Annotated in this window: 15 protein-coding genes and 2 tRNA genes; 5 read left to right on the plus strand and 12 right to left on the minus strand. The window is 44.3% G+C overall.

The window, feature by feature from the left end:
* Positions 1–100 precede the first annotated feature (100 nt).
* Both A3K86_RS01650 and A3K86_RS01655 read right to left on the minus strand, forming a co-directional pair.
* On the minus strand, positions 101–3244 hold the full coding sequence (locus A3K86_RS01650) for a chitinase C-terminal domain-containing protein (RefSeq protein WP_068326715.1): 3144 nt from the start codon (positions 3242–3244) through the stop codon (positions 101–103).
* 416 nt (positions 3245–3660) lie between these two features.
* Positions 3661–4314, minus strand: coding sequence for a YccT family protein (locus A3K86_RS01655; protein WP_068326719.1), 654 nt, complete (start codon positions 4312–4314; stop codon positions 3661–3663).
* Positions 4315–4646: 332 nt separating this feature from the next.
* On the opposite strand from A3K86_RS01655, the gene A3K86_RS01660 reads away from it, so the two are divergent.
* A complete protein-coding gene (locus tag A3K86_RS01660; RefSeq protein WP_068326722.1) occupies positions 4647–7475 on the plus strand; it encodes a hypothetical protein in 2829 nt (942 codons plus the stop codon).
* 163 nt (positions 7476–7638) lie between these two features.
* On the opposite strand, the gene A3K86_RS01665 is transcribed toward A3K86_RS01660, so the two are convergent.
* Positions 7639–8829, minus strand: a complete 1191-nt coding sequence (locus A3K86_RS01665; protein WP_068326725.1) for a class I SAM-dependent methyltransferase — start codon at positions 8827–8829, stop codon at positions 7639–7641.
* 171 nt (positions 8830–9000) lie between these two features.
* A complete protein-coding gene (locus A3K86_RS01670; RefSeq protein ID WP_068326728.1) occupies positions 9001–10401 on the minus strand; it encodes a methyl-accepting chemotaxis protein in 1401 nt (466 codons plus the stop codon).
* A 95-nt stretch (positions 10402–10496) separates the two neighbouring features.
* On the opposite strand from A3K86_RS01670, the gene yccX reads away from it, so the two are divergent.
* Positions 10497–10769 carry an acylphosphatase gene (yccX, locus tag A3K86_RS01675; RefSeq protein ID WP_068326731.1) on the plus strand — a complete coding sequence of 91 codons (273 nt, stop codon included), beginning with the start codon at positions 10497–10499 and terminating at the stop codon, positions 10767–10769.
* A gap of 146 nt (positions 10770–10915) precedes the next feature.
* Here yccX and tusE read toward each other — a convergent pair whose 3' ends face one another.
* The 6 genes from tusE to A3K86_RS01705 form a co-directional block, all read right to left on the minus strand.
* Complete coding sequence (gene tusE / locus A3K86_RS01680) at positions 10916–11245, minus strand: sulfurtransferase TusE (RefSeq protein WP_068326734.1); 330 nt, start codon at positions 11243–11245, stop codon at positions 10916–10918.
* A 163-nt stretch (positions 11246–11408) separates the two neighbouring features.
* Complete coding sequence (locus A3K86_RS01685; RefSeq protein ID WP_068326737.1) at positions 11409–12074, minus strand: Bax inhibitor-1/YccA family protein; 666 nt, start codon at positions 12072–12074, stop codon at positions 11409–11411.
* Positions 12075–12421: 347 nt separating this feature from the next.
* On the minus strand, positions 12422–13180 hold the full coding sequence (locus A3K86_RS01690; RefSeq protein ID WP_068326742.1) for an amino acid ABC transporter ATP-binding protein: 759 nt from the start codon (positions 13178–13180) through the stop codon (positions 12422–12424).
* Between the two features lie 14 nt (positions 13181–13194).
* Entirely contained in the window at positions 13195–14292 is a 1098-nt protein-coding gene (locus A3K86_RS01695; protein ID WP_068326745.1) for an amino acid ABC transporter permease, read from the minus strand.
* Position 14293: 1 nt separating this feature from the next.
* The gene (locus tag A3K86_RS01700) at positions 14294–15517 is read right to left on the minus strand and encodes an amino acid ABC transporter permease (protein ID WP_068326748.1); all 1224 of its coding nucleotides are present in this window, start codon (positions 15515–15517) and stop codon (positions 14294–14296) included.
* A 133-nt stretch (positions 15518–15650) separates the two neighbouring features.
* Complete coding sequence (locus A3K86_RS01705) at positions 15651–16676, minus strand: amino acid ABC transporter substrate-binding protein (protein WP_068326751.1); 1026 nt, start codon at positions 16674–16676, stop codon at positions 15651–15653.
* 389 nt (positions 16677–17065) lie between these two features.
* On the opposite strand from A3K86_RS01705, the gene A3K86_RS01710 reads away from it, so the two are divergent.
* The 3 genes from A3K86_RS01710 (at position 17066) to A3K86_RS01720 (ending at position 19314) form a co-directional block, all read left to right on the plus strand.
* Positions 17066–17156, plus strand: a tRNA-Ser gene (locus A3K86_RS01710).
* A 42-nt stretch (positions 17157–17198) separates the two neighbouring features.
* Positions 17199–17275 (plus strand) — tRNA-Asp (locus A3K86_RS01715).
* A 605-nt stretch (positions 17276–17880) separates the two neighbouring features.
* Positions 17881–19314 carry a catalase gene (locus A3K86_RS01720; RefSeq protein ID WP_068326755.1) on the plus strand — a complete coding sequence of 478 codons (1434 nt, stop codon included), beginning with the start codon at positions 17881–17883 and terminating at the stop codon, positions 19312–19314.
* A 398-nt stretch (positions 19315–19712) separates the two neighbouring features.
* On the opposite strand, the gene A3K86_RS01725 is transcribed toward A3K86_RS01720, so the two are convergent.
* Together A3K86_RS01725 and A3K86_RS01730 are read right to left on the minus strand one after the other, a co-directional pair.
* The gene (locus tag A3K86_RS01725) at positions 19713–20891 is read right to left on the minus strand and encodes a dicarboxylate/amino acid:cation symporter (protein WP_068326758.1); all 1179 of its coding nucleotides are present in this window, start codon (positions 20889–20891) and stop codon (positions 19713–19715) included.
* Between the two features lie 379 nt (positions 20892–21270).
* A complete protein-coding gene (locus A3K86_RS01730) occupies positions 21271–26061 on the minus strand; it encodes a PA14 domain-containing protein (protein WP_068326761.1) in 4791 nt (1596 codons plus the stop codon).
* Between the last annotated feature and the right edge of the window lie 295 nt (positions 26062–26356).

Raw genomic sequence — 26356 nt, forward strand, 5'->3', positions numbered from 1 at the left:
TTTTTGACCGCTTTGGATTCGGCTGGGGGAAGCTGATGTGACGTTGATTCAAAAAGAAAGAGCAGGGTGGTGATCCCTGCTCTTAGTTTATTGATTAGCGTTATTTGATATTACAAATCTTCGCCCAGCTGCCGTCGCTACCAGGTTCAGCGCTAGTCCACCAATTCGCTTTGTAGACGACTTGATTGTGGATCATCTTATCGCCTTGGTTCGCGTGGCTTGGATTACCAGACCAATCCGATTGAGGCCAGTTAGGGTAGGTATTAATGCCTGTTGTTACGCATTCACCGTTATCGCCACCGTTGTTTCCACCATTGCTGATATCACCAATCGGTAGTGTTGGTTGTTCAAACTTAAATGCGTACTGCTTGCCGTTCACCGTCACACTGTAGTTAGCAGGACCAGAAATAGGTAGGTAATAAACCATGTCTAGTTCGTAAGTACCGCCATTTGGAAGTGCTTTCCATGATGGTAGGGTAAAGGCAACACGGTGCATTTCACCGGTTAGACCGCCAATGTTATTGGCTTGGCTGTGACCAGAAGCGATCACTTTCAAACCGCCACCTGACTGATCTTTCGCATTATCCGGTGCTGACGTTGGAATATCGAATTGGAATTCCGTGCCACCTGGTAGCTCATGACCCGTGTTATTGGTAAAGGTAACTTTAGGGTTGATTGGGTAGTTTTGATCGCCCACTTTGAAGCCGCCGACAGAAACTTTTATGTCTAGTGCCTCTGTTGGAATCGCGCCAGTTGCAACCTTATTACCATATGGTGCTGCTGACTTGAACTTGTCGTACATCGCCTTGGTCATGGTATTACCCATGTGGTATTCACCATTGCCAGTCTTACAAGCCGCTTCACTCAAGTCGATGGTGGTACGGTTGCCGTTTGCATCTAGGTTATAACAGTTATAGTCACCTGCTAGTTCCCAGAACATGATGCCACCGATGCCTTTGTCGACAACGTAGTCAGCTTTCACATTGATTGAGTCTTTATCTTCAGTTGATAGGAAGACTTTCTTCTCTGCGTTCCATAGCCAAGGAGCGACTGCGATATTGTCGTAGTGACGAACGTAATTACCAATTAATTTGTCATCAGGATCATTTGCAGGGTCTAGACCATATGCAGCGGTGTAGCTACCGTAGATACCTTGTGCCAAGTTTTTCGCATGCCACATTGGGTTAGAGCCAGCACCCATTTCTTTACCTGCGGCATCAAGATCATGCCACATGTTGTCGATACCAATTGCGCCGTAACCACAGTTATTCTTCTCGCCTTCACCTGTCCCTGCTGGACATTGTGATTGGTTTGGTAGTGGTGCGCGACCCCAAAGGCCGTTTTCTCCACCATTAACGCCTTGCCAACCACGGGTGTAGTATGGAACACCAATGTTGATACGGCCCGCAGGCATAGAGCCACGGAAGTAGTGGTAAGCCCAGTCAGTGTTTAGGTAACCAATACCACCGTATGCTGCGGTATTGTATACGTTCCACATTGCTAGCTCTGAGTCTTTACCTGTATCGTAAAGTGCTGCGTTATGACCTACGTGGTCATTCCATGCACCGTGTAAGTCGTAAGACATGATATTCACGTAATCGAGGTACTTAGTTACATCGAAAGTTTCCATACCACGTAGCAGGTAACCCGAAGAAGGTGCTGCGATGGTTAGCATGTAGTGAATGCCATCTTGCGCCGATGCGTGGTCGAGTTTTTGACGAAGCACTTTCATCAGCTCTTGATAAGATGCCCATAGGTAAGGACGACGTGGTTCCATGAAGTTCTTATCATCTGGGTTACCCGCGCCTGCCATCGAAGTAGGGTATTCGTAGTCGATATCAAGACCATCGAACTTGTACTTACGCATAGCTTCAACAGCGGATGCAGCAAATTTCTCGATACCAGCATGGTTGATTGAACCATCGGCATTAGTTGTCATGGAGTAGAAACCACCATCAGCAACACGTTTACCGTCTGGGCCGAAGTGACCACCTGTTTCTGCCCAACCACCGATTGAAATTAGGGTCTTCACATCGTGTTTTTGTTTGTAGGTCGCAAGTGCACCGAAGTGACCCTTGAAGCCTAAAGTTGGATCGATTTCAACTCCAGCCCACTCTTTACCAGTTGCAACGTTGTTAGGATCGTTCACATTACCTAGGTTGATCTTACCGTCAGCACCAATGCCCATGAAGGCGTAGTTAATGTGGGTCAGTTGTTCCCAAGGAATGTCTTTGACTAGGTATTGGCTTTGAGGATCGTCACCAGAACGCCAGCTGGTGAAGTAACCAATAACACGACGAGGGTGGTCGGCCCCCATATTTTCACGGCCATCTTGGTCGTAAACGGTACAGTAAGGTACGTTCACCCCTTCAGTTTGGTATAAACCATCTGGACGACAAGTTTTAGCAACGGCGCCGTCTTTCACTGTAAGCGTGACATTCGCTGAATTGCCTGTTGCCCCCTTATCATCTGTCGCGCGGCTAAATACTTTTAGGCTGCCTGCCTTCGCTGTTTTATAAGCCAGTGTGTACGGGGCGGTTGCTGCGGTGCCAACGAGTTTACCGTCAACAAAGAAATCCACTTTTTCGACTGTACCGTCTTTGTCAGCTGCGGTCGCAGTGAAAGTCACTACATCGCCTAGCTTAACGTTAGTTGCAGATAATGAAACAGACGTTGTTGGAGCGGCGTTTGAACTGTCGGTTACATTGATCTTAGTAACTGATTCTGCGGTTGCACCTTTATCATCAAAGGCAACCGCTTTAATGTTTTGATTGCCAGCAATGGCTGTCCAATTCGTAACATAAGGGGCTTTGGTTACGGTGGCGATAAGTTTTGCGCCAACATAAAACTCTACCTTGGCAATGGTACCGTCTTTGTCTGCGGCATTCGCCGATACTACTACAACGTCACCAACTTTAATGGCATCTGTTGCAAGCGGAGAGGTAAGACTTACCGTTGGTAATTCATTTGCGCCGTTTGAACTACAATCGTCTACAAAGCTCCACTCTTGGTGAGCGCCTGAATGTGTCGCTGGGTTATTACCTTGCGTCCACCAGTTTGCTTTATACACCTTATTTGCTTCTTGCACTTGAGAACCGCCTGAATAGGCTTTGTTACTTTCCCAAACATCAATATTGCTACAATCCATTGCAGCATGTGCGTTAAAAGCGAGTGCACATGAAACAGCAAGAGTGCTGAGCATAAAGCTTTGCTTTGCAACTTTCCTTGATTTCGAATGTGTCATTATAACGTCCTTAAGTTACGAGTTATGGAATCTCTAAATACACAGCAACGAAACTTAATAATTGCCGTGAATCAACTATAAAAGGGAGCGTTAAATATTCACTATTTATTATTGAAATATACACACGCTGTCGCAAAGCAGTGTCGGCATCATGTAACAATAGAAAAGGTATTTTGCAGCAATCACTGATTATTATAGTATTATTCCTTGATGGTATAACTTGTTGTAATTAAAGTGTTTTGGTGGTTTTATGATGCCCGTGCAGCTTATTTGTAATGATGAGTAGGGGTTGCATCAATAAGCGTTAAGTTAGAAAAAGGAAGAACTTCAAGTAAGTTGGAGCGGGGAGAAATGCCCAAGGGAATTGTTGATAAATAAGCGCGGCAAAATAACCGCGCTGGAAGAGTATGTTGATATTACTCTTGGTTGATACGTGCTTTAAAGCGTGCTTTTGTTGCTTCGTCAGCTTGTGAGTACCAGTAGTTCAACATGTTTTCTGCCACATTTTCGCCTTGCGGTGTTGGCGAGGTTTTCGCAACAGGCTGGGTTGAGGTTACAGCTGGAGTTACAGTCGCTGGTAGCGTGGTTACCGCGACAGCACCGATTAATGCAGCAGGTTGCTCTGTTTGGTTGTATGCTGCCATTTCTGCTTCGTAGTTACGACCGAACTGAATACCGTGTTTGATCAGTTTTCCTTGCTCGAACTTAACATCGTTGCCACTCGCATCTACCAATGCGATTTTTGGTTTTTTGTTGAAGCGATTGCCTTCAATTTCAGAATTGATTTTTGGAAGCTTCAATGTGTAATTAGCCTTGTTACCGTCAAACTTCATGATGATCACATCAGAGCTATATACGGTGTAATCACCGTTTTCACGGTAACCGCCTTCATAACGGAATGCGATTTGGTTAGTACCATCTTTTAAAGAGAGGGTATCTGTTCCATCGATGCTTTTACCGTTCACTAGCACTAGGCTTGCTGTTGTTGGAAGGTTTACGGTGACATCTGCAAGTGCAGGCAAGCTGAGAGAAGCTGCTGCTAAGGCAATACATGCCGTACGAAGTTTCATATCTTATCCTTGAGTCAATACAGAGTATCGAAAGTTATTATCCTGCTTAATATACCTTATCCACTTTAACAGAAAATGAATGTAACAAGAGATTGTATCTTTTAAATTGTTAATTCGGTTGATTTTTATACGGGAAGGAGATGAGGGGCAGGATCTCTATTTAGTGAATATATCCGTCTTCATGGATTATTTTGCAATTAAGTTTTCTCAATTTTTATAATGTTTTGCTCGATTGCTAGACATTTTTGTCGATGGCATGGTTATATAGCACCTAATAAAACAATGTTTCAAATCTTTCATCTATCGATGAGTTAAATAATAAGAACACAATCATGAAAAAAACAGTCACAGCTTTAGCCGTATTGGGTGCGCTAGCTTCGCCGCTTGCCTTAATGTCTCAAGTAGCTGCACAGCCAGTTGCTTGGGATAAAGCCGACCAAACTTGGTTGACACAAGAATCGCAACATTTTGCTTTAAGCTTCCGTCATGGCCATGAAGATGATGCCGAGCGTATTTTAAATATTGCTGAACGTGTTCATACTGAATTGCTCCCTTATTTCAAAACCGCTCCGAAATTAAAAACACAACTCGTGTTAGTTGATGATGTCGATACATCAAATGGGTGGGCGACACCAGCACCATTTCCACAGATCCGACTTTACATGTCACCACCGGATGAGGTTAGTAGTTTAGGATCAAATGATGAGTGGATGCACAATTTGCTTCGTCATGAATATGTGCACATTATGCACATGGAGTTAGGAAACGGTGCCGTGAAAGGTTTACGTCAGGTGTTTGGCCGACATGCTTTTCTTTTTCCACATGCTCTAACGCCATCCATGTTGCTTGAAGGGTTAGCGGTATATTTAGAGACCAACAAAGAGCTAGGCTATGGGCGTTTGCAAAGTAGTCATTTTGATATGCAAATGCGAATGGAAGTTGCTGAAGGTAAGAAATCGCTGAAACAGGTTTTAGCGACGACTCGTGAGCAACCATTTAACTCTGCTTATTTGTATGGCGCTTACTTTTATCAGTATTTAGCTGAAACTTATGGCGATAAAGCGATTCAAGAATACCTGCAAGTGCACAGCCGCAAGATTATTCCTTACTTCTTTATTAGCGGCTCAGCTGAAAAAGCATTTGGCAAAGATTTCCTTACACTATGGCATGACTTTGATACATACCTTGATAAAAAATATGCTGATCAACTGGCGACGTTAAAAGCTGAGCAAGTTGTGGGGCAAGATATTGAATCAAATATCTTCAAACAAGTTATGACAACCGGAAATAGCGGTTACTTGGTGAACAAATCGAATGGCGAAGATCGTCCTGAATTGAGTTTACTTACGCTAGAAAACGGCAAACCGCAATGGCAAGGTCTTGTTCATACTAAAGGCGTGAGCGCGATGGATAGCCATCCTCAAGCCGGGATCGCCGTTTCTCGGGCTATTAGCTATGTTGATGGGCGTTTGACGAACGATATTTTTGTTTATCGTGATGATGCTTGGCAACGTATAACATCAGGGTCTCGTTTCCAAAAAGTGCGTTGGATGCCAAATGGTGAGCAGTTGGTGGTAAGTCGCAAAGTGGATGGACTGAGTGAGTTATGGCTGATTGATGCTAAAGCGGGAGGAAAGGAAACACAATTATGGCAAGGCGCTGAAGAATATGTATTGGGTGACTACACTATTTCACCTAATGGGGAAACTTTGGTTGCGACGATGAAAGACCCAATGCAGGGTTGGAATTTAACTCGTTTTGATTTTACAACTCAAAAGTGGGAACCATTAACAGATACCAAGGCAACTGAAAGTAGCCCTGTAATGTTAAGTGATAACCGCGTCATGTTTAGCGCTGACTATGACGGTGTGTACAATATTTATGCGATGGACTTGGTGAGTGGTGAGCTTACACAGTGGACTAGTGAAATCGGAGGAGCCTTTGCGCCACAATGGTTGCCAGAGTCTGGATTAGTGTATCAAGCTTATGATTCTGCAGGTTACACACTTCGTCAGATCGCTCAGCCTAAAGCAATTAAGACATTCAATATTGCAAGTCAGCATGGTCGCTATAACTACCCACCTGCAGTGACGAAAGATGTTCAGAAAACTGAGCCTAAACCGTATAGCGCATTATCAACAATTTATCCTCGTAGCTGGCTCCCAGTGGTTGGTATTGATGATAAACAATCGTTAGTTGGTGTTTCAACGTCTGGTACCGATGCATTAAATCGTCATTCATATTCAGCAACTGCAAGTTGGGATGTAACAAACAATCTTGCGAATTATAACCTGCAATATCAATATGATACTCGTTGGTTAGTGGGTCTTGAGCGTAGTTATGAATTTGAGAAATCGAAAAATCATAAAGATAAGTATCGCATTACAAGCGAAGATAATGTCACGATTCAACGCTCTAATATTTTCAATGCGTTTGAAGACCAATTAAGTCTTAATGCTGGTGCGGTTTGGAATCGAGAGCGTGTTGAATCTGAGCCAACCAATAGTGGTCTATCTGCGTTTGATGCAAATAATGAAGCGTTAGTTGGCCTTGGTTTAGCGTTTGACAACCGTGAAGGTTATCTCAATGTGCCAGGGACGGGATGGGGTCATTATGTTGACTTTGTGGTCGAAACCAACGAAGCATTTAAAACTGATTACAAAGGTCAGAAATACCAAGCGCAATGGTTAGGAACATGGGATCTTCCTTCTCGCTTTACCTTAACTGCACGCCTTGGTGCGGGTTATGCGGATAAAGAAGCGAAGGCTTTCCGCTTAGGTGGCGTGAAAACTTCGAAAGAAGCGGTTATGTTCGGACGTGATACCCAAGCTATTCGTGGATACGATGATAACGCTCAGCGCGGTCATCGCTATTTGACTCAGCGTTTAGAGCTTGAGTCTTGGCTTGGCCGAGTTGAGAAAAACTGGAACTTATATCCAATTGGTTTGGGTGATATCTCTGGTTCTGTCTTTGTGGACTCAGGTGCGATGTGGGATAGTGGTAATGATCCTAAACAGTTAACTGGTGCAGGTCTTCAGGTAACGGTTGAAGCCAAATTGGGTTATGGCTTAACGTTACCGCTGTCAGTCGGTTACGCACATGGTTTTGATAGTAAGCTTGGTAAAGATAAAGTCTATTTCCAAGTGAATGGTACGTTTTAACCTTTAAAGCCTTGTTGAAACGTAACGTATGAAGGCCACCTTGGTATCAGCGATATACGAGGTGGCGAAGTTAAAACCCACAGAGGTTGCTAACTTCCATGCAAATAAAAAAATCCGAGTGTGTAGCACTCGGATTTTTTAAATCAGTGGAATGTTATTCCGCTTACTTCACGTAACAAGCAAAGCCTTTCAGGTAGAAACCTTCAGGGTATGCGCTGTCTAGTGGGTGGTCAGCCGCTTGGCTGAAACGCTCAATAAATTGCACTTCACGATGTGCATCAAGCGCAGCATCAGCGATGATCTTCTGGAATAGGTTGTTATCCATTAGACCAGAGCATGAGTATGTTAGTAGCGTGCCGCCAGGTTTTAGGATCTGCATTGCTAACATGTTGATGTCTTTGTAGCCACGACAAGCACCTACAAGCTGGTTTTTCGACTCAGCAAATTTAGGTGGATCCATGATCACGACATCGAACAGTTCACCGCGCTCACGGTATTCACGTAAAAGTTTGAAAACATCCGCATTCAGGAACTCTGCGTTTTCAAGCGGTAAGCCGTTGATTTCTGCATTCAGACGAGCAGTATCTAACGCGTGTTGGGACACATCGACGTTAACCACTTTGCTTGCATTGCCTTTCAGTGCGTATAAACCAAAGCCACCTGTGTAACAGAAACAGTTCAGTACGCGTTTACCGTTTACGTATTTTACCGCTGCTTGACGGCTATCACGTTGGTCTAGGTAGAAACCTGTTTTGTGACCACCCATGATATCAACGTTGATTTTCACACCGTTTTCTTCGATAACCACAAATTGTGGTGGCTCTTGACCTGCAAGAACGCCAGTGCTCATCTTCAAGCCTTCTTTCTTACGTACAGCGACGTCAGAGCGCTCGTAGATGTTGCAGTTAGGGTAGCAAGTCGTTAGTGCTTCAATTAATGCTTCTTTTTGGGCTTCAGCACCCGCCGAAAGTAGCTGACATACAAAGTAGTCTTGGTAGCGGTCAATTGTGATACCTGGTAGGCCATCAGATTCCGCAGCAATTAGGCGGTAACCGGTTAGACCGTCGCGCTCAGCAAGGATGTCACGCAAACCTTGAGCTTTCTGGATACGGTTGATGAAAAAGTTAACATCAACGTTTTCTTTTTTATCGAAAGTCCATACGCGAACGCGAATTTGAGATTGTGGTGAGTATGCACCACGCGCTAGCCATTCACCTTTGTGATCGTAAACGTCAACGGTTTCACCAAGTGCTGGCTTACCTTCAACGCGCTGAATGCCGCGAGAGAAAATCCAAGGGTGACGACGGCGCAGAGATTTTTCACGTCCCTTCACCAAATAGATAGATGCTGTCATGACGAGCCTAGTTGGGTGTTCAATTTGGGGGCGAATAATAGCAACTTATCCCAAGCTGAACAAATCTAGGCTGTGTTTTCGGTAGCTTAAGTGAATGTTGTGGCCAAAAGAAAACAAGCCGCATTGGCGGCTTGTTGGGTTATAGCGAAAAGCTAATGAACTAGATGTTATTTAGGCTTTTAAGCCGTGCATCAGTGACTCAAGAACATCAGCTTGTTTATTTAGACGCTCAATTTCAGATGAGGAAGCGTTAATCATGTCAGCAATTTGGTGTGACTGTGTACGAATTTGCTCAACACTATTTGCGATGTTATCGGCCACCGCACCTTGTTGTTCTGCAGCGGCAGCAATTTCAGTGCTACGGTCGGAAATTTGCTGGTTACGCTCGGTGATTTGACCGATTTCGTTATCCACATTTTCCATCAGCATTTCGCTGTTTTGCGCATTTGCAACGGTATTATTCATTACGCTTAGCAGCTGCTGGCTATTGTTTTGTAGCGCTTCAATCATTTGTTGGATTTCAACGGTAGCCGTTTGGGTACGACCAGCAAGGGTACGCACTTCATCAGCAACTACCGCAAAGCCACGACCTTGTTCACCTGCGCGTGCCGCTTCAATGGCAGCATTCAGGGCTAAGAGGTTAGTTTGCTCTGAAATGCTGTTAATGGTGGTGACCACTTCATTAATTTTGGTTGCGTTATGATCAAGCTCTGAAACCGCTTGTGATGCTTCACCGATTTCACCCGATAAAATAGAAATCGCTGATTTGGTCGCATTGACTTGCTCGCGACCTTTTTCGCTTACAGCTTGTGCTTCGCGGGTCTGATCGGACGTATCGTGAGCGTGATTAGCTACCTCACGGATTGATGACGCCATTTCTTCAGTGGCACTGGCAAGTGAATCAAGGTGTTGCTGCTGACCTGCCGAAAGGTTCTCGCTTTGCTGCGAGGATTGACGAAGTTGGCTGCTGATCTGCTGCATTAACGCGGTTGCTTCTTGTGTCGCTTGGACTAGCTTTTGTTCGCGCTCGGCAACACGGTCGATAGTGATTGCAATAGTGCTGAACTCATCACGCACTTGAAAGAAGTTGAGGCGACCCGTTAAGTCACCATCAGCAAGGTTTTGTAACGCTCGGTACATAGTAAACATTGCGCCGCCAATGAAAGTACGAATGTAGTACACCGAGGCAAACATAATGATGAGCAAAACGAATGAAGCAGCAATCTGAATACCAGACAGGTGAGAAAAGACACTGGTAGGCTCCATTGCCGAAATAGTGTAATTCATGCCGCTGACGCTAGCACTAATTTCACTTGAGCCGACTTTTAAACCGCTACCAATCAAAAGAGAGCTTGCTTGATTGGCATCAATTTGTTGATTAGACAGCAAGTTTGCCATTGCAGAGACATGGCTTGTTGTATTTTCAATACGATGTTTATCGGCAGCATCAACTAAAATAGCACTGACGCTTAGAAGAGAGATAAACGGGATGAGAAAGAGAAGCAAAAACTTTTCTTGTAATTTCAGGTGAATCAGATATTTATCAATCCATCGAAATGCTACTTCTTTCATAATAAGTCCTATATTAACAGTAAGAAATGCGCAGTCTTGATAATAAAACTGTTGGTCTTTATATCGGGTATGAATGGATTATCTTGAGGTGAGCGATGTCACAGATTTGTGTAAAAGCTAAGATACAAGGCAGAGTCCAAGGAGTGGGGTTCAGATTTCACACCGCACATGAAGGGCTAAAACACGGTTTAACGGGGTACGCTAAGAATTTACCAGACGGCAGTGTCGAAGTATTAGCCTGTGGTCATGAAGAGGCAATCAACAAATTGCTGGCATGGCTAGAGCAAGGACCGAAAACGTCGAACGTTACGCATTTAGAATCCGATGAAGTTGATTGGCGTCATGTCGATGGCTTTGAGATTCTCTAAGGTGTACAGCTAACGATTAGCTGTATGGAGAGCTTGAAGGGGATTGCTAAGGCTTGGTTAGTAGTTGTAGGTACAAAAAAGCAGAACTCAATGTTCTGCTTTTTGCTGCATGTTCGCTTTCAGTATACCGATTTGGATACTGGCGGTTAGATGCATTTAACTGGTTTTGGCAGACCGGCAAGCTTAGTCGCTTGCTTTGCTGGGCCTTGTGGGAAAAGCTTGTACAGGTAGCGAGAGTTACCTTTTTCTTCACCGTATTTTTTCGCCATCGCTTTTACCAGCATGCGAATAGCAGGGGAAGTATTGAACTCTAGGTAGAATTCACGCACGAAGTTTACAACTTCCCAATGAGCGTCAGAGAGCTCAATTTTTTCTTCTTCAGCCAGTACAGGAACTAGCTCTGTAGACCAGTCTTCAAGGTTTTTTAAATAGCCTTGAGCATCGGTTTCAATTGTTTTACCTTGGAATTCAAGCATGGTGCGCCTCAATATATGGAACGCAGCAAGGATAGTGATTCCCGCCTAAGCCTGCAAGTAGCAAATTGGATTGGATCAAAAAAGCACCCCGAAGGGTGCTTTTGATTTTCTACAGCCAAGAAAGTGGTTTTCGCTTTCTTGCTCAGTGCTACAACCAGCGAGATTAATCGTCGCCGCCCATTACGCCTAGTAGTTGAAGTAGGCTTAGGAATAGGTTGTAGATAGATACGTATAGCGTCACTGTTGCTGAGATGTAGTTTGTCTCACCGCCACGAACGATTGACTGCGTAGTTAACAGGATTGCTGCAGAAGAGAGCAATACAAACATCGCGCTGATTGCTAGTGAAAGCGCAGGTAGTTGCAGGAAGACGTTTGCAAGTACTGCTGCGATAATCGCGAAGAAACCAGCTATAATCATGCCGTTTAGGAAAGACAGATCGCGCTTAGTTGTTAGTGCATAAGCAGAACACGCTAGGAATGTTAGCGCAGTACCGCCAAGTGCTGTCACAATCGCATCCCCCAGACCTGCACTTACGTACGCGTTTAGGATAGGGCCAAGGGTGTAACCCATGAAACCTGTTAGTGCGAAGGTGAATACTAGACCCATTGAGTTATCACGGTTCTTTTCTGTTAGGAACATTAAACCGTAGAAACCAACCAGCGTAATGAGCAGACCTGGGTGTGGTAGGCCCATTGCCATAGAGAAACCAGCAACAACAGCTGACCAAACCAGTGTCATAGAAAGTAAGAAATAGGTATTACGAAGTACCTTGTTTGTTGAAAGTACGCTTTCGTACGAACCACCATGGTTGACAATACGATCGTTCATGAAGTCTCCCCTCAGGGTTAGTTATAGTGTTAACTGTTATGACATATATGGAGGTAAAAGTTCCGAAATTCAAGCATTCACCTGAAGATTTCTGCTTTTAACTCTGGTCATATTTTACGATATCCTGATGATACTTAACATTTCATTATCGCGAGCATTGAAGTTGTAAATTAATGTTACATCGGCTGAATTGCTTGAAGCATGTCACAAAATTAATTCTAGCTTGGTTTAGTTTTGCTCGCATCGAGTTCATCTAGCATAGCTAAACAAGGTGAACCCGATGTGAATAGTGTATGCCTTAACAGGTATTGTCTTGCAGGAAGACAAAGTAGCGAGCCTGTTTGGTTTTAATGCAGGATTTGCTTGAGGAAAAGCTGGGTGCGATCCGATTGCGGATTATCAAAGAAATCTTGTGGATTGTTCTCTTCGATAATTTCACCCTGATCCATAAAGATCACTCTATCCGCGACTTGTCGAGCAAACCCCATTTCGTGCGTAACACACAACATGGTCATCCCTTCATTTGCTAATTCCACCATTACATCAAGTACTTCACGTACCATTTCAGGATCGAGCGCTGACGTTGGTTCATCAAATAACATGATTTGTGGATTCATACACAGTGAGCGGGCGATGGCAACGCGTTGCTGTTGCCCGCCGGATAGTTGACCTGGGTACTTGTCGGCTTGTTCCGGGATCTTAACCCGCTCTAAATAGCGCATGGCAATTTCATCCGCCTCTTTTTGCGGCATTTTCTTTACCCAAATTGGTGCTAGGGTGCAGTTTTCAAGTACGGTTAAATGAGGGAAGAGATTGAAGTGCTGAAAACACATCCCGACCTCTTTGCGCACCAGCTCAATATTTTTAAGATCATCGGTCAGCTCGTTTCCTGCCACCAAGATCTGTCCCTTTTGATGTTCTTCCAATCGGTTGATACAGCGGATCATGGTCGACTTTCCTGATCCGGACGGACCACAAATTACGATTCGCTCACCTTTGGCCACGTTTAAGTTGATGTTTTTTAATACGTGAAATTCACCGTACCATTTATTGACATCGGTAAGCTGGATCATGAGTTCTTTGTCTGAATGGGTACTGCTTGTCATAGTGCTGTCCTTGCTTATCTTTTATGGCCTGTGTGGAGTTTGTTTTCTAAATAGATGCTGTAGCGCGACATACTGAAACAGAAAACCCAGAAAACGAGCCCGACAAATACATAGCTTTCAGTAGCAAAGCCCAACCAATTAGGGTCGGTGTTGGCGGCTTGCCCGATCCCCAATACGTCGAACATCCCAATAATGAGCACCAAACTCGTATCTTTGAATAAGCCAATAAAGGTATTCACAATTGAAGGGATGGTAATTTTGAGCGCTTGCGGTAACACAATTAGATACATTTTTCGCCAATAGGTTAGGCCAAGTGCATCAGCGGCTTCGTATTGTCCTTTGGGGATTGCTTGCAGGCCACCACGGACGACTTCAGCCATATACGCGGCACTGAACATGACTACCCCGATCAAGGCGCGAATAAGCTTATTAAGTTCCATTTCACTGGTTAGGAATAACGGCAGCATGACAGATGCCATGAAGAGGACGGTAATCAGCGGTACCCCTCGCCAAATCTCAATGTAAACCGTACATATACTACGAATGATGGGCATATCTGAGCGTCGGCCTAACGCCAATACCACGCCAATAGGCAGTGAGACTACAATGCCGACAATGGCAATAATCAGGGTGACCAATAATCCGCCCCATAGGTGTGTTTCCACGACTTCTAAACCAAATACACCGCCATAAAGCAAAAATGCGGCAAAGAATGGGTAGATGTTGACGAAGAACAGCCAGATCCATTTCCGTCCTGGTGTCGATTCAATCGCAAGCAGCGTAATAAATATCGCAAGGGTGAAATAGAATAGCTGCGGTCGCCACAGCTCATCAGCGGGGTAGAAGCCAAACATGAACTGTTCAAATCGAACTTTAATAAATACCCAGCAAGCCCCTTCGCTGGTGCAGTCGTTACGGGTTGTGCCTGTCCAGTCTGCGGTTAAGAAAGCCCAGTCCACAATTGACCATATGCTGGATAAGGCGATATAGCCAAGTACAAAGGTCAGTAGGGTGTTGATAGGCGATGAGAACAGGTGTTTTCGTGCCCAGCCAACCATACCTATGGTATTGGCGGGTGGTGGCATGTCAGGTAGAAATTGATGTTTATTCATATTAACGCTCCACCAAAGCCACTTTGCTGTTGTAGATGTTCATCAGATAAGACGTCACCAAGCTTAACGTGAGGTATACGCCCATTGTCATGGCGATGATTTCAATGGCTTGTCCTGTTTGGTTAAGGGTGGTGCCTGCAAATACTGAGACAAGGTCAGGGTAGCCGATAGCCATTGCGAGCGATGAGTTTTTGGTCAGGTTCAAATATTGGCTGGTTAGTGGCGGAATGATGATCCGAAGGGCTTGCGGGATCACCACTAAACGTAACGTCTTTCCTTGCGGTAGCCCTAGTGCTAATGCTGCTTCGGTTTGTCCATGACTAACAGCATTTATCCCTGAACGCACAATTTCGGCGATGAAAGATGCAGTATAGATGCTCAATGCTAATAGCAGTGCAGCGAGCTCAGGCAAAATACTAATACCACCACGGAAGTTAAAGCCCTTAAGTTCAGGGTATTCAAGCGATACGGGCATCCCTGTGACAAAATATGCGAGTAGCGGTAACCCAATCACTAACAGACTGGTGGTACGTAATATGGGTGACTGTTCACCTGTTAGCCGTTGTTTTCGATGAGCAAAAATAGCGTAGAAAATACTGATGGCGACACCAACGGTCAGTGCGATCAGCATCCAAATAGATCCTTGTTCAAACACTGGCCTTGCGAGATACAATCCGCGTACATTTAAGAAAATACCTTCACCAAAACTTAAACTTTGTCGAGGTGATGGCAATACTTGAAGCACGGCAAAATACCAAAAGAAAATTTGTAGCAGTAGCGGGATATTTCGGAAGGTTTCGATGTAAACGGCAGCAAGGCGGCTGACAATCCAGTTTGATGATAGGCGTGCAATACCAATAATAAAACCGAAAATGGTCGCAAAGATAATGCCGAGCACTGACACTAACGCGGTGTTGAGCAAACCAACGACAAAGGTGCGCCCGTAGCTAAAAGTTTCATCGTATTCAATTAAGGTGAGTCCGATACCAAAACCAGCTTCTTGATCCAGAAAATCAAAACCAGTTGCTATACCACGCGCTTCAAGGTTTGCTAAGGCGTTGTTAATAATGGTGTAGAGAAAGAAAAATAATCCAATAACCGCTAAGGTTTGAAACACAATAGCGCGGAATGTGGGGTTATAGAGTAGGTTCTGTTTTTTTGCATTGGTAGGGGGGCTGTCCCCTGATGCTGGTGGCGCGTTAGACGCTTCTGATTTAGGAGCCATACAACAACCTCAGTCCCTGTGGAGTTATACCGAGTTACCGATCTGCCGGTTTAAGTGATTATTAGGTGTGAAGTGGCAGTGGCTTTGAGCAAGGGCTGCATTTCGCAATGCCGCCCTTGGTGTAGAGTTGAAATTAACGAATCGGTGGAGCGTATAGGATGCCGCCGTTAGTCCAAAGCGCGTTAAGACCACGTTTGATCTCAAGCGGTGAACTTTCACCTATGGTGCGCTCAAAACTTTCACCATAGTTACCGACCTGCTTGATCACCTGGTAGCCCCAGTCGTCTTTAAGGCCTAAGCCTTTGCCTTTTGGCCCATCTAAGCCGATCAAGCGACGAATATTTGGATCTTTCGATTTTTTCATTTCGTCTACGTTGGCTGAAGTTACGCCAAACTCTTCAGCATTGATCATGGTGTTGAGTGTCCATTTCACAATGTTGAACCACTGGTCGTCACCTTGACGAACAACAGGCCCTAATGGCTCTTTCGAGATAACTTCTGGCAATACTACCGCTGAACTTGGATCTTTTAGGTTCAAGCGAAGGGCATACAAACCCGATTGGTCGGTGGTGAGTACGTCACAACGACCAGAGTCAAAACCTGCCGAGGTTTGCGGTGCTGTATCAAATACGACAGGGTTGTACTTCATGCCATTAACGCGGAAGTAGTCAGCAAGGTTTAGCTCAGTTGTTGTGCCTGATTGAACACAAATTGCTGCACCATCGAGCTCTTTAGCACTGGATACGCCAAGTTCTTTTTTCACCATGAAACCTTGCCCGTCGTAATAGTTTACGCCAGCGAAGTTGAGACCAAGTGCAGTATCACGGTGAAGGGTCCAAGTTGTGTTGCGCGAAAGAACATCGATTTCACCCGATTGAAGCGCGGTGAAGCGTTCTTTAGCTGTTAGTGGAATGTATTTAACTTTGGTTTTGTCGCCAACAGTTGCCGCAGCAACGGCTTGACAAAACTCGACGTCGATACCTTCCCATTCGCCTTTAGAGTTAGGGTTAGAAAAGCCGGGTAGACCAGCACTAACACCACACTGGACATAGCCTTGTTTCATGACTTTTTCGAGTGTGCCATCAGCCGCAGCATTCGCTGAAAACAGCGCGGTTGAGGTAGCGATTGCTGCAAATACAACGGAAAACTTAGTAGCCATTAGTACCTTCCTTTGTAGAGAGTGTGAGTAATCACAAGAAACTCACAATGCGGTGAGCCAATATCACCACTTGGTTTTATTTAGTTTAAACATACTGTTAACAAAACTAAGTATAGAAACAGATGTCGTTTCGTCTAACATCCAATGCGTATTTCGTCACATTTTTGTTTTTTTGATGGTGACAAAAAGTTGATATATGGACTTAAAAACAGAGTTGAATTAAGTGTCAGCGCGGGAGAAGGCTAGTGCATAAAGCGAAAATTATGATGAAAAGCAGCATTATTGCTGAAACTGACAGCGGTTTGGTTGGATTCTGTGTGGTTGGTGTTTTTTATTAAAATTAGTACTTTACAGGTTTACCCGAACCCTATAATATTCGCCGCACTTACGGAGAGATGGCTGAGTGGTTGAAAGCACCGGTCTTGAAAACCGGCATACGTTTGTAGCGTATCTAGGGTTCAAATCCCTATCTCTCCGCCACATTCTAGAAATAGGGTTAAAAACCGTGTTTCGCAAAGAATTGGAGCGGTAGTTCAGTTGGTTAGAATACCGGCCTGTCACGCCGGGGGTCGCGGGTTCGAGTCCCGTCCGCTCCGCCACTACAACGAAGCCTCGTCAGCAATGACGAGGCTTTTTTGTATGCTTTTTCCATTCAATTGTCGATTTCTCAATAAGCTCGTGAGTTTTTAACTGCAGCAGTATATTCACGCATGCTAAATATTGCTTTTGCCTGATTCTTTTATAGACACAAAAAGGTTTCTTAAAGACATTAATTATTTTTAATCGTTAAGTGATTACTCTTATTTATTGTTCGGTTTTCCTGAATGATGATTTTAGCTATTTCTTAATTATCAGTAATTGTCTTTTTATTATAATGATTGTGTTGGCTAACGTAGAGGTGATGATATTTCATCTTTTGCTCTACCTCTCGTTCAATATAATGCGACGTTGGTGATCTAGGTTGCACACAGGCAATATAGCGCTGATGTGATATCTAAATTATAAAAACGAAAATGATAAGAGTGATAAATTGAATAATCTCAGGTTGGTTAAGTGATTTTATTAATTAAAGTTATTTACTACTGGTGTGGGGTTATCAATTTACCGTAGAAATAATAAATAAAGTAAAGTGCAGAAAACTCATCAAGTTATACTTGGTGAGGCGTGGCTTGTTTATAAAAAGAATTAATGAAAAGGAACGGCAATGATGAAAAAATTAACGACAGCTGCGGGTTGCCCCGTTGCTCACAATAATAATTCAATGACAGCTGGCCCACGTGGTCCAATGCTACTTCAAGATGTTTGGTATCAAGAAAAATTAGCTCACTTCAATCGCGAAGTTATCCCTGAGCGTCGTATGCATGCGAAAGGTTCGGGGGCATTTGGAAAGTTTACTGTAACCAATGATATTACTCAGTACACACGAGCGAAAATATTTTCGGAGGTAGGTAAAGAGACCGAGATGTTTGCGCGCTTTACCAGCGTTGCCGGTGAACGTGGTGCGCCTGATGCTGTACGAGATATCCGTGGTTTTGCTCTAAAATTTTATACAGAGGAAGGCAACTGGGATTTAGTGGGTAACAATACTCCCGTATTTTTCCTTCGTGACCCGTTGAAGTTTCCTGATTTGAATCGCGTAGTAAAACGCGATCCACAAACTAACATGCATAATCCAACCAGTAACTGGGATTTTTGGACTCTATTACCTGAAGCGCTACACCAAGTAACTATTGTAATGAGTGATCGCGGTATACCTGCTTCTTATCGTCATATGCATGGTTATGGTAGCCATACTTTTAGCATGATCAATGCTGATAATGAGCGAGTTTGGGTGAAATTTCATTTTGAATCGCAGCAAGGTATTAAAAATCTAACAGATAGTGAAGCGGCTGAAGTAGTTAGTCGCGACACCGAAAGTAATCAACGAGATTTGTTTGAAGCGATTAAAGAGGGCAATTTTCCTAAATGGGTTATGTCTATTCAAGTTATGACGGAAGAACAAGCCAAGGCCTCGACGTTTAACCCGTTTGACTTAACGAAAGTGTGGCCAAAAGCGGATTATCCATTAATTGAAGTGGGTGTGATGGAGCTGAATCGCAACCCTGACAACTTCTTTGCGGATGTGGAGCAAGTGGCGTTTAATCCAGCCGCAGTGGTACCGGGTATCAGTTTTTCTCCTGATAAAATGCTGCAAGGTCGCCTATTTGCGTATGCTGATGCGCAACGATATCGTCTTGGTGTAAACCATCACCAAATTCCAGTGAATGCTCCACGTTGTCCTGTACATTCATCTCATCGTGATGGCCTTGGTCGTGTTGATGGTAATCACGGTGGCACCATTGGTTATGAACCAAACTCATTTGGTGAGTGGGCTGAACAGCTTGAAGCAGAAGAGCCAATGCTTGAGTTAGAAGGTGCTGCTGGTCATTATGACTTCCGCGAAGATGATGATGATTACTACAGCCAAGTGAGGGCTTTGTTCCGTTTAATGTCTGCAGAGCAACAACAAGCTCTCTTTGAAAACACCGCACGGGCAATGACTGGTGTGCCCGATTTTATTAAAGAGCGTCATATTGCTAATGCAGCAAAAGCAGACCAAGCCTATGGTGCTGGTTTGCAAGAAGTCCTGTTTGGTTAACTGTGTCATCAATAAGCGTGCTTACAGAGAGTCTTTCTCTTAGTGAGCGCGCTATCTTAATTCTAAATTTTATATCGGAGAAGGTAGATGAAGAGAAGTGAGCATCTATCATTATTTGCCGACATCGATAAAGCGTTTTGTTATAACGATGAATTATCGCTATTTGATTCAAAACAATTACAACGGCTAGAGAATACATGTGTTGTTGTATTGCTTTTCGGTCTTTTGTTACTTCTAGCTTAGAGTTAGCTTTGCATCATTCTGCTTTATAAGCATTAATTTCATTTTGCTTATCTTATCTGTTAATTATTTTTATCCTTCAGAATAAGTAATAAAAAGCCGCTGATTATCAGCGGCTTGATTGATAGTTACTTGGAATGATTACTGTCTGGCAGTAATTAGGATTCAGCTACTTGCGAAGTCGTTTCTGGCTGCTTTTTCTGAGCGAACTTATTCACCCATAGCGAAATAGCACCGTCGCCTGTGATATTACATGCCGTACCAAAGCTGTCTTGTGCCATGTAAAGCGCGATCATTAAGGCAAGTTCTGCTTCACCAAAGCCAAGCATTGACGCCATTAAGCCAAGAGCTGCCATGACACCGCCACCCGGTGCACCCGGTGCCGCAATCATAGTAATACCTAGCATCATGATGAAAGGTAACATCTCTAGTAGCGAAGGCAGCGCGATGTGTTGGCTAAGTGCCATTACTGCTGTTGAACAGGTCACTAGAGTAATAGTTGAGCCTGATAGGTGAATCGTCGCACAAAGTGGGATAGTAAAGTTAGCGATTGATTCATCTACACCGTTGCTTTTCGTCTGGCGTAAGGTCACAGGGATCGTTGCAGCAGACGACATCGTACCTACAGCTGTAAAGTAAGCAGGAAGCATGCTTTTGATTAGCTTAAATGGTGATTGACCCATAGCCAATCCAGTTACTGTGTACTGAATGGTGATCCATACCCAGTGCATGAACACGGCAAGCGCTAGCACAACACCAAATGTTTTTAGGGTGGTGAATACCGTGCCTTCGGCTGCCATTTCAGCAAAGATGCCCGAAATGTAGAACGGCAGCATAGGAATAATCACTTTCGATAGTAGTAAGTCGATAATGCTACGGCCATCATCAGCAATCTCTTTTAAACGAGTGCTGTTGGTGACACTAATGCCTAAACCGAAAAGAAAAGCCGTTGCTAGCGCTGTCATTACACCGAACATTGGTGGAATTTCTAAGCTAATGTAGCTAGTTAACTTAGCACCCGCCTCAGCCGTTGTTGTATCAGGGCTTGGGATACCAGCAATAAAGGCGCTAGCAACGATAAATGCAAGGCTACCTGCAATAACCGTTGAGCCGTAGGATAGGGCAACAGTTTTACCCAGCAAGTTACCTGAATTCTTAGGTAAACTTGCGATACCACTGGTGATGTAAAACAAGATGATCAGTGGGATGGTGAACCCGATCAACTGACCGCCTAGCAATTTAATGGTGAGCAGTACGCGAATGATTCCATCTGGGGCGAAAAATCCAAGCAAGATACCGGCAACAATACCGGCAATTAGTTTTAATATTAATTTCATTTGGTTGTATCCAGCTGTGTGTTTGCTGCGGCGAGCCCTTTAGTGTAATCACTATTCATATGCACTTATTGGCATTTTATTTTATCAAATAGGGATTAAAGGCGATATTTTCTGACCGCAGATACTATTTAACACTTTTATGCTGCTCTGTCATTTGTTGAAAGTTTATTGGTGGATTTTATTTTTCTCTCCCCCTAATCTGATTTGGTTCTGCTGTATAAATGTCTTTGCTGGATACTTGAGAGAAGGTAAGTCTTAATTCGCATTGAGCCTTGAAGTGAGTATGTGGCTTAGCTTCAGGGGGAGGGTGATTAAGCTGATGGATTAAAGGAAGGCGCTGAAATTTACAGCGCCTTTTACTCAGTTAGATGCGTTGCGTTTACTGATCATTAAACAGTGTTATGATTTCTTGCTGCGTTAATGCTTTGTGGTAGACCTTAACTTTGTCGAAAGCCATCCCTGAGGTGATAGGGCAGTTTTCAGTTTGATCTTTGGCACAGGCAACGGATGTATGCCCACCAACCTTAAATGGCGAACCACCGCCATAACCGGAGCTGTTCATTGCCGCCATAATAGGTTCGCTACTCTGCGGTAAATCACCTTCAAACAAGTTGCCGTCAAGATAACCTTGCAACTTATTGTTTTCTTTGTCGATAATGATAGCCACATGGTGCCATTGTTCATCATCAACAGTGGCCGTTTGGCTAATCATTAGCTTATTGTTTTTCATCAAACGGTCGCGGAACCTTACTTCTATTTCTATTCCGTTATCGGTAGAGCGGACTTCCCAGCCTCCATACTGCATATTATTTGGTCCAGATGATGATTTCCCCATGAGCAATTTGGACTCGCTGGTTTTGCTCATTTTGAACCACATGGAAGCGGTAAAACTCTTATGCCCCGGATCTAAGTAATGGGGCAGTAATTTATGCCCTAGCGCATCGTTTTCCATCTTAGTTGAAGCAATAAGTGGAACACTCATCGCCACCCCATTATTGTTATCCGCGACAAGAGCTGTATTGATGGTTTTTCCCGTTAGCTTATTAAGATCTGGTGCGGTTAAATCAAACTGGTTTTGGGTGCTATCTTTGATGGTGTTTACGTCAACTGTCTCCATATCCCAGTCGGTTGCGATGCTAGCATCAAGCACTTGGATTTGTACTGGCCCTGTGGTCTGCAATTTGCCATCGGTTGCTGTGTAGGTAAATTGGTCCACGCCAGTAAAATCACGCGGCGGCACATAACTAAGCGTATTATTGTGGCGGGTAACCGTCCCCCCTTTGGCGGTAGTGCTGTCAAAGCTCAAGATCTGTAACGCGTCACCATTGGCATCATAATCATTTGCCAACGGGTTGATGGTGCCAGATTCATTCTTGTAGACCGTAATATAGTCTTTGAATGTAGCGGGTAGCATTGGGTTTTGTAATGCCTGTGTCGGTTTGAACTTGGTATTGGCTTGTAAGCGTTGAGTTGTTTTCCATGCCTGCATATTGCCCATGTGGGTTGAAGGCGTTTGGATTTGCTCATTATTATCGGTTTGCTCACCATGCCCAAGACCAAAGTTATGACCAATTTCATGGGTAAAGCCCCAATTCATACGGAAGTTAGCAATACAGCCGACCCAGTCGCCACCACCCCAGCAGTAGCCTCCATTGCGTGAGTCTTGGAACTCAATCGAGAAGTTAGCGTCATCGCGAGCGTGAGGGCGTTTATCAACCGCATTATTTGATTCGCCATGTACTTCAATTAATGCTCGGCCTATATCCCAGCGCAGTCCTGTTTTTTGCGCCCAAGTGTAGTCCAGTTCATTAATATGACCTTCCATTTGTGCGACGGCATTGATTATGTTGCTACCCGCTCGTGCGACAAATTGGGAGTTGTTGTGGGTAAAGCTAATTCGGCCAAGGTTATTATGAAAATCCACGCCAGGCTGCGGTAGGTACAAGCGATTTTTTGTTACGGTGGGTGTCGTAAAATCAATGATAATTTCGTTGTTATTGATTTCGCTGTTGCCAAGCGCTTGGGGATTAATACGATCCTTAATGTTGATGTTTTTTGTCCAGCGTAGGCGATCACCTCCCCAGACGGAGAGGTAGAGCTTACCTGCAGCATCCACTACCGCAGTGGCAGTTAGGCTTGAATCGTTTTCAACGATGCCACGGTAAGTCCGCACTTCAGGCATTGGTGTTACAGGCATGAATTGCTGATCGCGACGATCGTCGAAGGTCAATAGTTGGTAGTTTGGCGAACGGACAGAGTGCTTTTCTAACTCAATATTAAAATCTTGGTCTTTGTTAACCACTTTTAGCGATAAGCGCATTGGTAGGGCTTCGCCTGCAGTTTTACTCGAATCGATAACCACGGTGTCGACAACGAGTGGTGCTGCTGTCCAGCTGCTACCAGCCAAACCACGGGTTTCAATGCGAATATAATATTGCTGACCAGCTCGAATACGATCTAGTAGCACGCTGTTCTTACCTGCTTTGAGATCGCTTAATTTGATCCTATATTGCCAGCCGTTTTCGTTTGCACCAGCATCCATCTCACCGTAGTAGACCCAAACTTCACCGTCAACGGCACTTTGCTCAAGCACGAAGTCGAGCGTGATTTGGTTACCTTGCGTACTTAATCCAGTTTGATAGCCACTTTCAATTTGTGCTGTGGCAGGGATCAAGCTGCTAGCTGGAGTGAGGTATTTGCCTGTAAGTAGCTGCTTACTGATTGTTGGCCCTTGCCATGCGACAGACAAGTGGTCGCCACCACCGCCTTCTTTGTGTAAGGCTTCAATGTAGTAAAACTGTCCTTTAGTTAGCTCAATTTCACGAACGATTTGCGAACCATCGTACCAATTATCTATCGAGGTGTAGCCATTAATGCGGGCGATAGGTTTGGCTTTATCAGCGCTACTGTCTGGGCTAATGCGTAGCTCACTCGCGTCATCTGAAGCGATCCAAAAACGATATTTTCCTGTCTCTGGTACACGTAAATACCCGGAGACACGCTGACCGTAACTACTCCCCATGTCTGCAGGTGATTTGAAGTTTTGCAGTACCGTTTGCGAAGCAATAGGGGCGAGAGTATTGATGTCTGCAATGGCATTACCTGAAATGCCAGTCCAAACCTGCTGTAGTACCCCTTGTTGTGTCAGTTGAACCGGTGCAACAGAAAGGATTTGTACTTTAGTTTGGCTAAAGAGCTTACCGCCTGTTTGTTGATCGCTGATTTGCACTGTGAGTGGGAATTGAAGCGAAGTATTTGTTGGTAATGCTTTAGCGAGTGTTATTTGGCCTTGGTTGTTGATTGCGAAGTAGCCTTGCGGATCACCGTCAATAATACGAAGCTGAGTTGGGTTTGTTGCCTGAAAGGTAATTAATCCCAGTTGGCTGCCTACTGCGCTGTTACTCGCTGCAGCAAAGGTATAATGGTTATGCTCGAAGGCTGGGGTACCTGCAATAAGCGCTGTGGTTTTTACATTTAAGGCAGATGAAAGTGCACTACTATTGCCTGAAATATCGAACGCTTGTAGTTGGACTTTATAATCCGTATTCGGTGTTAATTGCTCAAAGGTGTAGTGAGTATTATAGGTTTGCCCAACCTGCTTATCATTAAGGTAAACCTTGTAGAGCACTTGGGTTTGTTTTTCGTCGTTCGATGCTTGCCAATCTACTGAGATACTTTGGTGGTCACTATTTTTTAGTGTTAGTTGTGATGGCTGTGATGGGGCAATAATGTCATCAATAACGATGATCCCAGTTTGGCTACTGGCGGAGATATTACCTGCTTTATCAACGGCTTTAACAGTAAAGTTATACTGAGTGTCACTTTGTAACTGGGTTAGCTCGGCAGATAATGTCTTTGTGTTTTGCAGAAACTGCCCGTGGTTGTAAATGGCGTAGTGATCAACGCCTTGGTTATCGGTCGCTGCTTGCCACTCTAGTAAGACACTGTTTTCGGTTTTCTTTAACCAATTGAAGGCATTAACTGGCGATGGAGCGCTGACATCGGCAGGATAAATCAGATAAGTATTGCCAATGATTTCACGCGCACTATTTGGGCGCTGCCAGGCAACGTCGACAAAATCGGCACCACTACCTTCAGCCATGATGGCGCGAAGCAAATACGCTTTGCCGGCTTCTAACTCAATGGTTTTCGATTTTTGGTGTGGTGATTTATCCCACTGTCCAATTCCGGTATAGCTTGGAACATAAGCAATTTTGTTGAGCTGATCTTCGCTGGTGGAATCGCTGAGCCATAACTCAGCATCGTCATCAGATGCAATCCAGAAAGTATATTCACCCGTAACAGGAGGAACGATATAGGCTGTCATGCGTTGCCCGTACCAGTTACCAGTATTGCGAGGTGATGAAAAACTGGTTTCGGTAGTAACAGAGCTCGGTGCATGAGGAAAGCTTGGGTGCGTTTTTAGTGCTGCAACTTTTCCTGTCATGTTATCGCCAGTATAAACTTCGCGTAGTACACCTTTGTTTTGTTCATCAGCAAAGCCGATTTTTAGCTCTGTTGTTGCAAGGCTAAAGCTATCACTTGCTTCGATTTTTACATCAAGCACTTTACCTGCAAGCGAGGCAACCTTGTCGGTTGTGGTGATTTCGCCTTGCTCTGATATACGCAAAAAGTCATTTGCTTCGGTAGGAGATAGGCGGTAACTGATTGGGTCATTATTGGCATCAGTTGCGGTGATCTTTGCGACTAGCGTGCCAGTGCTAGCTTGGCTCATCAAGATCACAGGTGCAGTGAGAGCTTTGATAACGGGCGCATCGTTTGCAAGTGTCGTGAGTGTGATTGTGCGTGCGAGAGCCGTTTTTCCTTCTTTGCTGACACTGACAACATCGTAGCGGTAACTTTGATTCGGTGTCAGGTTGTTATCCGAGTAGGCAAAAAAGCCTTTTTCAACTTCGGCAACTTGTTTGCCGTCACGATAAATGAAGTAGCGCTCGGCTTGGTGCTTATCTTGCCATCCTAATGTAATTGAGCTCTTAGTAATGGTGATTGAGCGAAGCTGTTCAACAGGAGGGATCTCACTATTTGGTGCAACCGGTTTTGAAGGCGTGACCGGAATTTTAGGGGGAGTGGGAGAGGAGTTTGATTCGCCGCCACAAGCTGTGAGCAAGCAAAGCGAAGCGATAAGGCCAATCGACTTTTTAAATTGCATATAGATTCTTATTCTTGATGTTGTAATGGATAGCTATAAAAAAACACTAATACGTTGTTGGTGTTATGGTTTTCGTTTGAGTTATAAATGTGAATTATGGACTTATGGATGAAAGCGATAAAGTGCCTTGGGGCTTTATTTGTCAATAGATCACGAATTAGGTACCCATCTTTATTTTTTGTTTAACCGATGAGCGCTCAGTGACGCTAATGAGCTAATTGACAGTTAGTTTTGTCTCTATAGGTGCTTCGGTTAGCGGAAGGCTCTGTGATAGAAAAGGGGCATCAAGCGATAA

The sequence above is a fragment of the Photobacterium jeanii genome, assembly GCF_001650345.1.
GTDB classification, from domain to species: domain Bacteria; phylum Pseudomonadota; class Gammaproteobacteria; order Enterobacterales; family Vibrionaceae; genus Photobacterium; species Photobacterium jeanii.

Coding starts and splice junctions, on each gene's coding strand:
- A3K86_RS01650 (WP_068326715.1), bottom strand. CDS start 3,244: ATGACACATTCGAAATCAAGGAAAGTTGCAAAGCAAAGCTTTATGCTC.
- A3K86_RS01730 (WP_068326761.1), bottom strand. CDS start 26,061: ATGCAATTTAAAAAGTCGATTGGCCTTATCGCTTCGCTTTGCTTGCTC.
- A3K86_RS01725 (WP_068326758.1), bottom strand. CDS start 20,891: ATGAAATTAATATTAAAACTAATTGCCGGTATTGTTGCCGGTATCTTG.
- A3K86_RS01705 (WP_068326751.1), bottom strand. CDS start 16,676: ATGGCTACTAAGTTTTCCGTTGTATTTGCAGCAATCGCTACCTCAACC.
- yccX (WP_068326731.1), top strand. CDS start 10,497: ATGTCACAGATTTGTGTAAAAGCTAAGATACAAGGCAGAGTCCAAGGA.
- A3K86_RS01660 (WP_068326722.1), top strand. CDS start 4,647: ATGAAAAAAACAGTCACAGCTTTAGCCGTATTGGGTGCGCTAGCTTCG.
- A3K86_RS01685 (WP_068326737.1), bottom strand. CDS start 12,074: ATGAACGATCGTATTGTCAACCATGGTGGTTCGTACGAAAGCGTACTT.
- tusE (WP_068326734.1), bottom strand. CDS start 11,245: ATGCTTGAATTCCAAGGTAAAACAATTGAAACCGATGCTCAAGGCTAT.
- A3K86_RS01690 (WP_068326742.1), bottom strand. CDS start 13,180: ATGACAAGCAGTACCCATTCAGACAAAGAACTCATGATCCAGCTTACC.
- A3K86_RS01665 (WP_068326725.1), bottom strand. CDS start 8,829: ATGACAGCATCTATCTATTTGGTGAAGGGACGTGAAAAATCTCTGCGC.
- A3K86_RS01700 (WP_068326748.1), bottom strand. CDS start 15,517: ATGGCTCCTAAATCAGAAGCGTCTAACGCGCCACCAGCATCAGGGGAC.
- A3K86_RS01655 (WP_068326719.1), bottom strand. CDS start 4,314: ATGAAACTTCGTACGGCATGTATTGCCTTAGCAGCAGCTTCTCTCAGC.
- A3K86_RS01670 (WP_068326728.1), bottom strand. CDS start 10,401: ATGAAAGAAGTAGCATTTCGATGGATTGATAAATATCTGATTCACCTG.
- A3K86_RS01695 (WP_068326745.1), bottom strand. CDS start 14,292: ATGAATAAACATCAATTTCTACCTGACATGCCACCACCCGCCAATACC.
- A3K86_RS01720 (WP_068326755.1), top strand. CDS start 17,881: ATGATGAAAAAATTAACGACAGCTGCGGGTTGCCCCGTTGCTCACAAT.